General features: G+C 72.2%; 12 protein-coding genes and 1 riboswitch. Of the genes, 5 read left to right on the forward strand and 7 right to left on the reverse strand.

From position 1 onward, the window contains the following. Window positions 1-112: 112 nt before the first annotated feature. Window positions 113-835 (forward strand): hypothetical protein, encoded by a 723-nt coding sequence (locus tag ACIBSV_RS15425; protein WP_395863061.1) that lies wholly within the window; start codon window positions 113-115, stop codon window positions 833-835. A gap of 987 nt (window positions 836-1,822) precedes the next feature. On the opposite strand, the gene ACIBSV_RS15430 is transcribed toward ACIBSV_RS15425, so the two are convergent. The 5 genes from ACIBSV_RS15430 to ACIBSV_RS15450 form a co-directional block, all read right to left on the reverse strand. Next, window positions 1,823-2,182 (reverse strand): hypothetical protein, encoded by a 360-nt coding sequence (locus ACIBSV_RS15430; RefSeq protein WP_395863062.1) that lies wholly within the window; start codon window positions 2,180-2,182, stop codon window positions 1,823-1,825. A gap of 196 nt (window positions 2,183-2,378) precedes the next feature. After that, complete coding sequence (locus ACIBSV_RS15435) at window positions 2,379-3,152, reverse strand: ABC transporter ATP-binding protein (protein WP_395863064.1); 774 nt, start codon at window positions 3,150-3,152, stop codon at window positions 2,379-2,381. Next, a complete protein-coding gene (locus ACIBSV_RS15440; protein WP_395863066.1) occupies window positions 3,149-4,303 on the reverse strand; it encodes a FecCD family ABC transporter permease in 1,155 nt (384 codons plus the stop codon). The genes ACIBSV_RS15435 and ACIBSV_RS15440 overlap by 4 nt, the downstream gene beginning before the upstream one ends. Next, window positions 4,300-5,316, reverse strand: a complete 1,017-nt coding sequence (locus ACIBSV_RS15445; RefSeq protein ID WP_395863068.1) for an ABC transporter substrate-binding protein — start codon at window positions 5,314-5,316, stop codon at window positions 4,300-4,302. The genes ACIBSV_RS15440 and ACIBSV_RS15445 overlap by 4 nt, the downstream gene beginning before the upstream one ends. 121 nt (window positions 5,317-5,437) lie before the next feature. Next, window positions 5,438-5,676, reverse strand: a riboswitch (cobalamin riboswitch). A 214-nt stretch (window positions 5,677-5,890) separates the two neighbouring features. Then, window positions 5,891-6,694, reverse strand: coding sequence for a DeoR/GlpR family DNA-binding transcription regulator (locus ACIBSV_RS15450; RefSeq protein ID WP_395863069.1), 804 nt, complete (start codon window positions 6,692-6,694; stop codon window positions 5,891-5,893). 135 nt (window positions 6,695-6,829) lie between these two features. Here ACIBSV_RS15450 and galT point away from each other — a divergent pair, with 135 nt between their 5' ends. The 3 genes from galT to galK are packed head-to-tail and all read left to right on the forward strand — an operon-like array spanning window position 6,830 to window position 10,013. Then, entirely contained in the window at window positions 6,830-7,936 is a 1,107-nt protein-coding gene (gene galT, locus ACIBSV_RS15455; protein WP_395863071.1) for a galactose-1-phosphate uridylyltransferase, read from the forward strand. Window positions 7,937-7,941: 5 nt separating this feature from the next. After that, complete coding sequence (gene galE / locus ACIBSV_RS15460; RefSeq protein ID WP_395863473.1) at window positions 7,942-8,907, forward strand: UDP-glucose 4-epimerase GalE; 966 nt, start codon at window positions 7,942-7,944, stop codon at window positions 8,905-8,907. Beyond that, a complete protein-coding gene (gene galK / locus ACIBSV_RS15465; protein WP_395863073.1) occupies window positions 8,904-10,013 on the forward strand; it encodes a galactokinase in 1,110 nt (369 codons plus the stop codon). Before galE ends, galK begins: the two co-directional genes overlap by 4 nt. A gap of 69 nt (window positions 10,014-10,082) precedes the next feature. Here the strand turns inward: galK and ACIBSV_RS15470 are convergent, their stop codons facing one another. Beyond that, entirely contained in the window at window positions 10,083-11,024 is a 942-nt protein-coding gene (locus ACIBSV_RS15470; protein ID WP_395863075.1) for an LLM class flavin-dependent oxidoreductase, read from the reverse strand. A gap of 189 nt (window positions 11,025-11,213) precedes the next feature. On the opposite strand from ACIBSV_RS15470, the gene ACIBSV_RS15475 reads away from it, so the two are divergent. Next, on the forward strand, window positions 11,214-12,179 hold the full coding sequence (locus tag ACIBSV_RS15475) for a pirin family protein (protein ID WP_395863077.1): 966 nt from the start codon (window positions 11,214-11,216) through the stop codon (window positions 12,177-12,179). 142 nt (window positions 12,180-12,321) lie between these two features. On the opposite strand, the gene ACIBSV_RS15480 is transcribed toward ACIBSV_RS15475, so the two are convergent. After that, window positions 12,322-13,191, reverse strand: a complete 870-nt coding sequence (locus tag ACIBSV_RS15480) for a hypothetical protein (RefSeq protein WP_395863079.1) — start codon at window positions 13,189-13,191, stop codon at window positions 12,322-12,324. Window positions 13,192-13,246: the final 55 nt, after the last annotated feature.

Consider the following 13,246-nt stretch of genomic DNA (forward strand, 5'->3'; position numbering starts at 1 on the left):
TGCGGGGGCACTGAGAGGCGTTTGCCCAGGTCACAGCCTCGGAATTCTTGTTCCAAGGTGCTGGGGTGGCTCAACTGGCGCATGCGTCCGGTGGCGGGCCACGCTTCCTCACATGCCAAGGAAGAAGCCCCCGCTGCGGTATGCCACACCACAGGTACCCCTCAACGAAAAGCAGTTTCATTACGTCGCCAGTGAGTTGTGCGGCACAGTCCTCGTAGAGGCGTCCGAGGTGACCCCGGCCTTCGCTGAAGAGGCGCGCGTCGACTACTGGCGGCTCACCGGGACGTGCGGCCTGACGCCCACCCCGGATGGGTGGGGGCTGCTCCACTGCACCGTGTTGGATAAGGCGCGCGGACGGCGTCGCCGGATTACCCTCGCGACCGAGGATCTGACCTATCATCGCTCGTTCTTCGCGGCCTGCCGCGCGAAGAACCGGACCACCTCAACCGACCTCGCGATGGTCCGCTACCCGTACTGGCGTTGGGGCTGGCCTGGACCGGCCGGCCAGAGCGGCAGTTGGCCGGGTGGTAACTCGATTGTGTGGCGACCTACCTATCGCGACGCCGCTTTCCAGCCCGGGGATCCTGATGATCGCCATCTGCACGGCGTGCTGTGCACCAGCGGCAGCGAACCCCGCCACGTGTATTTGGATTTCAGGGCCGGTTCCAGCCGAAAGTACGGAAAGTGGCTCATTTTTACTGACGGTCCGTTTCCCGGTTTCTCGGTGGTGATCGTCCCCGACGCGAACATTGAACTGCTCGTCCCGCCCGAGGCCGAGGTCCTGCCGGGCTGGCCAGTGCCGCCGCCTGAGGGCCCGTGCTCGCGCTGCGACTAACCGAAGGACTCTACGTGTACGAACTCGGCTACCACCAAGCCGTTATGGCCGTCCTGTCCGTGCCAGCCCTGATCTGGTACGCACGTCAGGTGCGGCGCGTCGCAGTCGCCACCCGCGGGCGGCTGCACCGGATCCGTGCCCAAGTGCGCAACCGCATCCACCGACGGGTGCTGTCTCTGCTACATGATGCCCCGCCCCAGGCGAATGGCGACGCCCTGGAAGTCCCTCCCCGGCCGTCGGTCGACCCCGGCTGAACAAGGTCGAACCCCGAGCCGGAGCCATGGGTGTCACTTGCGATACCGCAGCAAAGTACAGCAGCCGCAGCGGTTCTACGCCCCCGTTCAAGACCCTATATGGCGTCTGACCTGCGCTGTAGCTCTCCGCGATCTTAATGCGGGTAGTTCGTGCCGAAGTGCGTCGGCAATGGTGAGGTACGTGCCGCGCGGACTGGCGCCGCTCACCTGCTCTCCCATCGTTCGAGTGGACGTGGGTCCGCCCCCAACCGCGTGGAGACTTCACCAACCGTGCCGCCGACCTGCTGGCAGCTGGTCAGCTCGCACGCTCCTGCGGCAAATACGCGGCAGAGGGACGTGAGGACAGTCCAGCGGTCCCGCTAAGCCGCAGGTCAGGGAGCCGAGAGCGGCGAATTGACCAAGCGCCTTCTAAGCACTTGGTCGCAGGTTCGAGTCCTGCCGGGGGCACAGTCACGCCGCCGTCCGCCGCCCGCACCCCCGGGCGGCGTCCGCGCAGGTCAGCGCCTTGGTCGGGAACGTCGTGCGGCGCCGAGCCGCTTCGGCGCCGGCCGTCGGCGGGCCGATGGTGTCCGACCGTCACCGTGCTTGCGCGAGCGGTGACAGAACGCGTGCGACGACCGGAACCCGCGCGCCGATATGACCTCTTCACGCTCTTTGCGCGGCGTGGACCGCCGGCCGAAAACACACCGGCCCCGGCGCGTGCGCGATCCGGCCCGACGGGCCGCCCGTGCGTTCAGGCGGCCGGACCGTTCTGGCTCAGGGCGAAGGCGGTGGCCTGGAGCGCGATGGCGGCGAGGGACAACGGCAGGGTGATCGTGACGCGACGGCCGCCGCGGCGGCGGGGACGGCGGACCAGGGCGATCAGGGCCGTCACGAAGCTGAGCGCGAACAGGCCGAAGACCCAGGGAAGTCGGGTGCCGTACCAGTCGCGGCACGTCTGGTTGGCGCAGGATTCGGTGGCGCCGCCGAAGCCGATCAGGACGAACAGATCGACCATCGCGACCACGACGAAAAGGAACAGGCCGACGACGAACGCCGCCGCGCGGGCGAAGCCTTCGCCATTGCTGCCCGGGGTGGGAGGCGTGTAGGTCATGCGGATCACGCTAGGCGGCGGGTCCGACGCGAACATCCGTACAACTACTCACTTCCGCCCTTCACCCGCCCGGACGGCACCCGCCGCGCACCGGACACATCGAATGCATCGGACACACCGGACCTCTCGAACACGGCGAACACGGCGAACGCACCGGGCACATCCGCCCCGACCGCCCGTCTCGGCCCGGCTTCCCCTACAACACCACCACCAGCGGCGTCCCGGTCCGGGGGTGCGTCCGGATGTCCGTCTCGATCCGGTACACCCGCTCGATCGTCGGTGCCGTCAGCACCTGCGCCGGCGTGCCGGTCACCACCTCCCGGCCGTTCGCCAGCAGGCAGATCCGGTCGCAGAACATCGCCGCCAGGTTGAGGTCGTGCAGGGCGACCAGCACGCTCACGCCCAGCCGACGGACCAACCGCAGCAGTGCGAGCTGGTGGTGGATGTCGAGGTGGTTGGTCGGCTCGTCCAATATCAGCAGGCCCGGCTGCTGTACCAACGCCCGTGCCACCAGCGCCCGCTGCCGCTCACCGCCGGACAGCAGCGCGAACGCGCGCTCGGTCAGGTCGGCGAGTTCCAGCAGCTCCACCGCCGCCGCCACGATCGCCCGGTCGGTCGCGTCGTCCGGGTCGAGCAGGCCCTTGTGCGCGGAGCGGCCCATCGCGACCACGTCCCGCACGGTCAGCGGAAAGTCGGTGGGCATGTCCTGGAGTACGGTGCCGATCCGGCGTGCGGCCCAGCGCGCCGAGTGCGTCCACACGTCCTCGCCGTCCAGGAGTACCCGGCCCGAGGTCGGCCGGTTCACCCGGTACACGCTGCGCAGCAGGGTCGACTTGCCGCTGCCGTTGGGGCCGAGCAGACCGACCACCTCGCCGGGCTCGACGGTCAGCGACGCCGCGTCGACCAGGGGCCGGCCGTTGATCGCGAAGGTGACGTCGTCCAGGACCAGGCGTGCCGCGGGCCCGGTCATCGTGCGCCCGCTTCCCGTCGCGCGTCCCGGCGCAGCAGCCAGACGAAGAACGGGCCGCCGACCAGCGAGGTCACGATGCCCACCGGCAACTCCTGCGGCGCGAGCACCGTACGCGCCACCAGGTCGGCGCAGATCGCGAACACCGCGCCGAGCAGCGCGGCCACCGGCAGCGCGCGCCGATGATCCGCGCCGACCAGCAATCGCACCACGTGCGGCAACATCAGGCCGACGAAGCCGATCACGCCGCTGACCGCGACGACGACCCCGGTGAGCACCGCCGCGAGCAGGAACATGCCCTGCCGAAAGCGCTGGACGTCCAGGCCGAGCGCGGCCGCGCTCTCCTCGCCGGCCAGGAGCAGGTTGAGGTTGCGCGCCTGGAGCAGCAGCACCACCAGGCCGATCGCGAGCGCGAGGGCGGGGACGAGCAGCAGGGTCCAGCGGGCCGAGCCGAAGCCGCCCAGCGTCCAGAACAGCACCTGGGCGGCGAGTTGCGGATCCGGTGAGGTCAGCACGAGCAGGCTGGTCAGCGAGGACAACACGGCGCTGACCGCGACGCCGGCCAGGACCAGTCGCACGGCGGTGACCCGGCCGCCGGAGCGGGCCACCGAGAAGACCACGAGCAGGGTGATCAGTCCGCCGGTGAACGCGGCCGCGTTCAGGGTGAGCGCGCCCAGCGAAAGGCCGCCGATCGACGCGACGCCCCAGCGCATCACCAGGACCGCTCCGGTGGCCGCGCCGGAGGAGACGCCGAGCACGTCCGGACCGGCCAGCGGGTTGCGCACGATCGCCTGGATCACCATGCCCACCACGGCCAGCGTCGCGCCGACGACGGCGGCGAGCAGCACCCTGGGCAACCGGGTGTCGGCGATGATCAGGTCGTGTGCGCGGCTCCACGACGGCCGCACCCACGCGTCTCCGCCGATGCGATGCGCGAGGATGCGCCACGTCTCCGACCAGGGCACCGACACCGACCCCACCAGCAGCCCCGCCGCGGCCGCCGCGAACAGCGCGACGAGGAGGCCGCCGACCACCAGCGGAAGGCGGACCCGGCCGCCCGGGACGACCGCCGCACGGCCGACCGGTGGTGTCGGCGGGCCCTCGCCGCGCAGGACCGCGACCCGTACCGCCACCGGGTCCCGAAGGACCGTCACGGCCGGTCGGGGTGCAGTTGCCTGGCGAGTTCCTCGACCGCGTCCACCGAGCGCGGCCCGGGCTGCGCGACGGACAGCGAGATCACCGGGAAGGCGTTCGCGCGCAGCGCCGGTACGTCGGCGAGTACCGGAGTGGCCTTGAGGGTGGCGATCTTGGCGTCGACCGGCGGCGTCACGTAGTCGTAGATCAGCACCACGTCCGGCTTGCGTTCGGCCACCTGCTCCCAGGAGACCTTGGTCCAGCGCTCGTTCAGGTCGGCGAACACGTTGGTGCCACCGGCACGGGTGATGATCTCGTTGAGCATCGAGTTGCCGCCGGTGGTCTGCGCGGCGTCGGCGCCCGAGTTGTACACGAACACCTTGACCGGCGCGGCGCCGGCGAGCCGCGCGGTGACCGCGTCGAGCCGCTGCCGGAACGCGGCGGCGGAGCGCTCGGCGCGCTCGGGCACGCCGAAGATGCCGCCGATGGAGCGGAGTTCGCCGTAGAGCTGATCGAAGGTGACCGGCGCCTTGGCGCAGCCCTCGGGGTTGAGGTGGGTCTTGATGTTCAACTCGCCGAGCCGCGCCCGGGTGTGGCCGGACGACTCGGAGAAGCCGTCCGGGTAGCCCGAGTAGACGAAGTCGGGGGTGGCTTCGAGGAGTTTCTCCAGCGAGGGTTGCGCGTCGGCGAGCACCGGGATCCGCGCGTACGGCTCCTTGTACTTGTCGCCGATGGTCCGGCCCTTGAGGTAGGCGGTGCCCACCATCCGGTCGGCCAGGCCCAGTTCGAGCATCAGCTCGGTCGCGTTGGAGGTCAGCGTCGCGGCGCGCTGCGGCGGCCGGTCGTAGCTCGTGGTCACACCGCAGTTGTCGGTGTCCGCGTACGGCTTGTAGGCGGCGGGTGCGGGAGCGGCGGCCTTGTCGTCCCGCACGGCGCCGCCGCACGCGGTCGCGAACAGCGCGAGGGCGGCCACCGCCGCGGCCCACGAATATCGGTGTGCCGCCGGCATCCGCCCGGGTATCTGCGTACGCATCGTCGAAGCTCTCCCTTGCGAGTCCTCGTCGGGGGAACTCGGGAGGGAGTACGGCGGCGGACACCGCACGGCGCCGTCGTCCGACGGACCCGCCCGCGAGGTCCCGGAAGTCCGCGTGCGTGAGGCGTACGCGGGCGACGGCAGGTCTTCGGACTCGTGGGCGGGTCCCGGGAGCCACGGGTGTGGCCGGGATGCCTACCGGTCGTCGCTTCCCGGGACCCGTTCGACCGGGGCCCAGTGCGTGATGACGACTTTCGTTCCCACTTACCGCTGCGGGGCAGTTCCGGATTCGCACCGGATTCCCTCTTGCGACACCCGGAATCGGTCGAAGCCGGGTGAACCGTTCGCAAGGGCAGCCTAACCAGGGCGCCTCGACCGTCGAGCGAGGGGGCCGGGACAGGCGCGCCGAGGGTCGCGGTGGCCGAGTGAAGGGCCACGGCGGGAGGACCGGCTCGGGTCCGGGCAGGGTCCCGCGCTCGGGTACGTGCCCACCCTTACCCGCTTCGCGCCGTGCCCGCCTACTCCGCGCGCTCCGGTACATGCCCACCCCGCACCCGCTGCGCGCAGCGGCCGCCTACTCCGCGACCAGGATCTCCAGCCCCACGTCGCGCAGCGCGTCGAGCGCCTCCGCATCGGCCGCGCCGCTCGTGATCAGCAGGTCGATGTCCGCCAGCGGGCACACCTCGGCGAGTTCGACCCGGCCCAGCTTCGAGCCGTCCGCGACCACGACCCGGCGACCCGCGGCTCGCAACATCGCGCGTTTGGCCTCGGCCTCGGGCAGGTTCACATTGGTGATGCCCCCGGTGGGATGCACGCCGTTGCAACCGATGAAGACCGTGTCGGCGTGGATCCGCTCCAGAATGTGGTCGCCGAGCGGATTGATCAGCGAGTGCTGCAACGGCCGCAGCGTGCCGCCGGTGACCACGACCGAGAACCGCGGGATCGCCCGTTCCAGCTCCAGGGCGATGGTCAGCCCGTTGGTGAACACCACGAGGTCGCGCAGTTCCTCGCGGTCCACCAGCGCGCGGGCCACGAACGTGGTGGTCGTGCCCACGTCCAGCACCACGCTCTCGGACGGCGACACCAGTGCCGCGGCCGCCCGCCCGATCAGCGTCTTCGCCGGCGACGCCGAGGTCAACGCCTCCTCGAAGGACGGCTCCACCCGGGGGTCGCGGCCGGTGAACATCGCGCCGCCGCGGACCCGGCGCAGCCGGCCCTGCCGCTCCAACACCTCCAGGTCGGCCCGGACCGTCACCCGCGAGATGCCGAACGCCTCGGCCAGGTCGGTGACCTTGGCGAAACCCCGGTCCGCGATCGTCGCTGCCATCCGGGCGCGGCGGCCCTCGGCGGGCAATCCGTCGGTGTCGTCGTCAGGCATGGGCAGCATCTTGCGGACACCTTTCGAAACTTGTCAAACCGCAGGTGACCCCCGGTCGATCCCGCCAAATGGCAAGCCTTCCAGGCTCTTTCCTTTCTCATTGACAAGTTTTGGAAAGCTTCGCAAAATGAGCTCATGAAGAAGACGCAGGCCGTCATGGCCGACGGTCGCGAGATCGTCTACTACGACACCCGGGACGACGCGGTGCGCACCGCCGTCGACCACCGCGATCTCGCGCCCGTGGTCAGTGGCTCGGAGATGCGCTACGACCGACTGCTCGACGAATGGGTCATGGTCGCCTCGCACCGGCAGACCCGGACCCACCTGCCCGCCGCCGACGCGTGCCCGCTGTGCCCGTCCACGCCCGAGCGGGCCACCGAGGTCGCCGAGTCCGACTACGAGGTCGTCGTCTTCGAGAACCGCTTCCCGTCCATGTCCGGCTCCTCCGCGGCCGCCGGCGGTCCGCCGGCGGGCCCGGAACCCGGCTGGGACCACGCCCCGTTCCCGCGCCGACCGTCCGGCGGACGGTGCGAGGTGGTGTGCTTCACCCCCGAGCACGACGCGTCCTTCAAGGACCTCACCCCCGAGCGTGCGCGCCTGGTCCTGGACGCGTGGACCGACCGCACCGCCGAGTTGTCCGCGCTGCCCGGCGTCGAGCAGGTGTACTGCTTCGAGAACCGCGGCCGGGAGATCGGCGTGACGCTGCCGCACTCGCACGGGCAGATCTACGCCTACCCGTTCGTCACCCCGCGCACGGCCGCGATGATCGCCACCACGACCGCGCACCGGCACCGCACCGGCCGCAACCTGTTCGACGACGTGCTGGCCGACGAGCGCGCGGACGGGTCGCGGATCGTGGCCGAGGGCGGGCACTGGACGGCGTTCGTGCCCGCCGCCGCGCGCTGGCCGTACGAGGTGCACCTGTACCCGAACCGCCGGGTGCCGGACCTGCTCGCGCTGGAGGAGGCCGCGCGCGCCGAGTTCGGCGCGATGTACCTGGACCTGCTGGGCCGCTTCGACCGGCTGTTCGACGGCGAGCCCGCGCCGTACATCTCCGCGTGGCAGCAGGCGCCGGTCCGCTCGGGGCGCCAGGACTTCGCGCTCCACCTGGAGCTTTTCTCGATTCGCCGGGCACCGGGCAAGTTGAAGTACCTTGCCGGGAGCGAATCGGGGATGGGTGTGTTCATCAGCGACGTGCCGCCGGAGACCGCGGCGGCACGACTGCGGGAGGTCGGCGAATGAAGCTCATGGTCACCGGCGGCGCGGGCTACGTGGGCAGCGTCGTCGCCGCCCACCTGGTCGCGGCCGGCCACGAGGTGGTGGTGCTCGACGACCTGTCCACGGGGCATCGGGACGCGGTCCCGGACAAGGCGCGACTCGTCGAGGGCCGGGTCCAGGACGCCGCCGAACATCTGGACGCCTCGTTCGACGCCGTGCTGCACTTCGCCGCGTCCTCCCTGGTGGGCGAGTCGGTCACCGACCCGGCCGAGTACTGGCACAACAACGTCGGCGGCTCGCTCGCGCTGCTGGACGCGCTGCGTACGCACGGCGTCACCCGCTTCGTGTTCTCCTCCACCGCGGCCGTGTACGGCGCCCCTGAGGTCTCGCCGATCACCGAGGACGCGCCGTGCGCGCCGACGAACCCGTACGGCGCCTCGAAACTGACGGTCGATCGCCTGATCACCTCGTACTGCGCCGCGTACGGCCTGCGCGCGGTGAGCCTGCGCTACTTCAACGTCGCGGGCGCCCACGGCCGGTACGGCGAGCGGCACGCGACCGAGACCCACCTGATCCCGCTCGCGCTCCAGGTGCCCAACGGCACGCGCGGCTCGGTCGCGCTGTACGGCACCGACTACCCGACGCCCGACGGCACGTGCGTACGCGACTACATCCACGTCGCCGATCTGGCCGACGCGCACCTGCTCGCGCTGGACGCCACCGAGGCGGGTGGCGCCGCGACCGGGCACCTGATCTGCAACCTCGGCACCGGCACCGGCTTCTCGGTCCGCGACGTGGTGGACGCGGTCCGCACCGTGACCGGATGCGCGGTGCCCGCGCACGAGGCGCCGCGCCGGGCGGGTGATCCGCCGGTCCTGGTCGCCGCCGCCGACCGGGCGCGCGACGTGCTCGGCTGGCATCCCACCCGGACCTCGCTCGAGGACATCGTCGCGGACGCGTGGTCGTTCCTGCGGGACGGCGAGGCCGTGCGATGAGCGAGTTCCGTGTCGAGGGCGTCTGGGCGGCGCCGGGCCGGGTCAACGTGATCGGCGAACACACCGACTACAACAACGGGTTCGTGCTTCCGATCGCGATCCCGCACACCGCGCGCGCGGCGGTCGGGCGACGTACGGACGGCCGACTGCGGCTCGCGTCCGGCCACGCGGGCAGCGAATCGCTCGACGTCGCGATCGAGGACCTGGCGCCCGGCGCACCGGCCGGCTGGGCCGCGTACCCGGCGGGCGTGTTGTGGGCACTGCGCGAGGCGGGACACGAGGTCGGCGGCGCCGACATCCGGATCGACAGCGACGTGCCGGTGGGCGCGGGGCTGTCCTCGTCGGCGGCGCTGTCCTGCGCGGTCGTGCTGGCGCTCGACGACCTGTACGAACTGGGCCTGGATCGCGTCGGGCTGGCCCGCATCGCGCAACGCGTGGAGACCGACTTCGTGGGCGTCCCGGTCGGGATGCTGGACCAGATGGCCTCGCTCGGCTGCGTCGCGGGCCACGCGTTCTTCCTCGACTGCCGCGATCTGACGGGCACTCATGTCCCGTTCGACTGCGAGGGGGTGGGGCTGCGTCTGCTGGTGATCGACACCCGGGCCCGACACGCGCTCGTGGACGGCGGGTACGCGGAACGGCGGGCCTCCTGCGAGGAGGCGGCAGGACTGCTCGGGGTGCCGTCGCTGCGCGAGGTGGCCGACCCGGACGCGGCCCTGGCGGCGCTGCCGGACGGGCCGCTGCGCCGTCGGGTGCGGCATATCCTCACCGAGAACGCGCGGGTGCTGCGGGTGGTCGAGGCACTGCGGGCCGGCGACGTGCGGGCGATCGGGCCCGAGTTGACCGCGTCGCACGTGTCGATGCGGGACGACTACACGATCTCCTGCCCCGAACTCGACACCGCCGTGGACACCGCGCTGGCCGCGGGCGCGCTCGGGGCGCGGTTGGTGGGCGGGGGCTTCGGCGGCTCGGCGATCGCACTGGTCGACGCGGATCGGTGCGCGGCGGTCGCGGACGCGGTGGAAAAGTCCTTCGCGACCCGGGGATTCACCGCTCCGCGCTTCTTCCAGGCGGTGCCGTCGGCGGGTGCCCACCGGGAATCCTGACCGCTCCCGGGCCCGCCCGGGAGCACGAGGGCGTCGACCCGGCTGCCGCTCCCGTCGTGTCGGCCGGGCTCACGTCACCTCGGCCGCGGCCGCGCGGAGCAGAGGCCGGACTTCGTGCGCGGTGCGGCGCATGACGGGCAGGAGCGCGGCCGGGGGCAGCCGGGCGGGCTGGGTGTGGCACAGGAGCTCGGTGGCGTGCGGATAGCCGGGGTCCGCCCGCAGGGACCGGGCCACGGTTTGCGGGGTACCCGTGTACATGTTGCCGATTGCCAGGTAGTCGGTCGGCGTGAAATCGACCGGGAAGCGGCCGGCGGCTCGGCCCCGGGTGATCCACGGGATCAGCCGCTCGGTCAGGGCGGTCGAGGCGCCGGGGTGCACCGGACGGGAGAGGGCGACGCGGGTCGGGGTGTACCGGGCCAGGTGTTCCGCCGCCTCGCGGTCGCCCGGGAGCGGGCCGGCGGGGCCGCTCGAGCGGCGGCCGGAGAGGATGCCGAGGCCGCGTTCGACCGCCCACGCGATGCCTTCGGGACTGCCCGTGCCGAGCCATATCCGGTCGCGCAGGGTGGGTGCGGACGGGACCAGGTCGGCGCCGGTCAACAGGTCGAGCACGGTGTCCACGGTCTCCCGGAGCCGGGCGTGCCGAGCCTGGTACGGGACGCCGAACGCTTCGAACGTCGCGGGGTCGGAGCCCGCCCCGAGGCCCAGTTCCAGCCGGCCGGCGCTGAGTGTGTCGAGCGCGGCGGCGTCCTCGGCGAGCCGGATCGGGTGCTCGGTCGGGGCCACCACGACGGCCGTACCGAGACGGATCCGGGTGGTGCGTTCGGCGATCGCGGCGAGCAGCACGAACGGGGAGGGCGCCGACGCGCCCTGCGCGCCCAGGTGGTGTTGCGCGACCCAGAACGAGTCGTAGCCGAACTCCTCTGCGGCGACCGCCAGTTCGATGGTCTCGCGATAGACCGCGCGGGCGTCGTCGCCGGCTCCGGCCACGTGGGTGAGGAAGCCGAGCCGCACGCGTGTCATCCTTCCGAGCCGCGAAACGCCCCGGTGGCATTCGCGGGATCGTCCGTTTTCCACCCATCCCAGGGCGATACCGATCCTAGGACGTGACTTCGCCGTCCTCGCCGCCGGCCCCCGCCGGGTTCGTGCTCCCCACCCGCCGGGTCCGTGGGCCGACGTCCCGGTCCGCGTAGCGTTGGCGCCATGAGCAACCTCGATACCCAACCGACCCTGACCACGTGCGGTGGCCGGGCCGACGTCCCCGGCGCACCCGTCCACGAGTTGCTGAAGTCCCGCGAGGTGCCGCTGGGCGAGAGCCACATGGTCCGCCGGCTGCTGCCGAGCCTGGGCCGGCGGATGATCGGCGCGTGGTGCTTCGTGGACCACTACGGCCCGGACGACATCGCGGACGCGCCCGGCATGCAGGTCCCGCCGCACCCGCACCTGGGGCTCCAGACGGTGAGCTGGTTGCGCGAGGGCAGCGTGCTGCACCGGGACAGCCTGGGCAGCCTGGCCACCGTGCGACCCGGCGAGCTGGGCCTGATGACCTCGGGCCGGGCCATCTCGCACTCCGAGGAGTCCCCGCGCGAACACGCCCGACTGCTGCACGGCGCGCAACTGTGGGTCGCGCTGCCGGACGCGCATCGGGGCGTGGACCCGCACTTCGAGCACCACACCGAGCTCCCGGTGGTCGCCGGCGGCGGACTGACCGCCACCGTGATCATGGGCACGCTGGACGGGTCCACCTCGCCGGGCACCACCTACAGCCCGCTGGTCGGCGCGGACCTGACCCTGGCGCCGGACACGGACGTACGGCCGCCGCTGGAGCCGGACTTCGAGTACGCGGTGATGTCGATGTCCGGCGAGGCCGAGGTGGACGGCGTGCCGCTCGCTCCCGGCGGGCTGCTGTATCTGGGCTGCGGGCGGACCTCGCTCTCGATCCGGTCGACGAACGGAGCCGACCTGATGCTGCTCGGCGGCGAGCCCTTCGCCGAGGAGATCGTGATGTGGTGGAACTTCGTGGCGCGCACGGGCGAGGAGGTCACCGCCGCGCGCACGGCGTGGGCGAACGGGTCCGACTTCGGCACGGTGAACGGCTACGACGGGCCGCGGATGGACGCGCCCGCATTGCCGTCCGTACCGCTGCGGGCCCGGGGTCGGGTTCGCTGACGTCGAGGCGGGGTGCCGAGGCGAGGTGCCGACGCGGGGTGTCGGTGCCCGATCCGGCCTCGTCCTCGATCGGGCACCGGATGGGCCGGGCCGGACCCCGCGTCGGGTCCGGCCCGGCCTCGGGTCGGCGTTGCCGCCCGGGTCAGCCCTTCGGCGTCGCGAAGACGCCCGGCGGGAACGCGCCGTTGGCCAGGGCAGTGCCGGTGAGCATCGCGGCCAGGTCGGTGAGGCGGGCGGTGTCGGTGTCGCCGAGGTGGTGGAACGGGGCCAAGCCGAGGCGATCGGTGCGTTCCTCGACGGAACGACGCAACTCGCGCCCCGCGTCGGTGAGCGCGCCGGCCGCGTCGACCAGGCCGCGCGTGGCCAGCCGGTCGCGGGCCGCCTCCCACTGCTCGACGGTCCAACCGCGATTGCCGATCGCGAACTCCGGGACGAACCCGCGCCCGGTCGCGGTGTGCGTGAACAGCGCCTCGATGCCGTCCAGTTCGGCCTCGACCAGGGCCACCAGGTGCCCGTCGCCGCGATACTCGCGGATCAGCGTGGCGGCGTGCCACAGCGCGACGTGCGGCTGCACCGCCGGGTCGGGCGGGTCGAGTTCGGCGTGCGCCGCGTACAGCGGCCGGGCCTCCGGACCGCCCGCCCACGCGCAGGACAGCGCCAGTTCGGCCGCCTCGCGCAGTTCCGCCGAGCGCACCAGGTCCTCGCCGAGGACCCGGCGCAGCGCCTGGTCGACCACCCGCAGTCGCGCCGCGTATACCGCCTCCGGCGTGGCCAGCGCCCATGCCGCCGGGATGTGCCGGCCGATCAGCACCGGGCCGAAGTTGTAGAAGGTCGCCCGGACGGTGGCCGCACCGACCGCCCCCATCGGCGCGGCCCGGGACGCGAAGTAGCCCATCCGTCCCTTCCGCAACCCGACCGCGACGAACTCGGAGTCGGCCTCGGGCGCGAAGTAGACCAGCGAATGCAGCGGATTCAGTACGGTGTGGCAGCGCCTGCCGGTGCGAGCATCCATGCCCCGACCGTAACCATCGGCGCGGGGCCGCGACAGGGCACGGTTGCTGTCCGCG

The sequence above is a fragment of the Embleya sp. NPDC050154 genome (assembly GCF_044460165.1).
Lineage (GTDB): Bacteria > Actinomycetota > Actinomycetes > Streptomycetales > Streptomycetaceae > Embleya.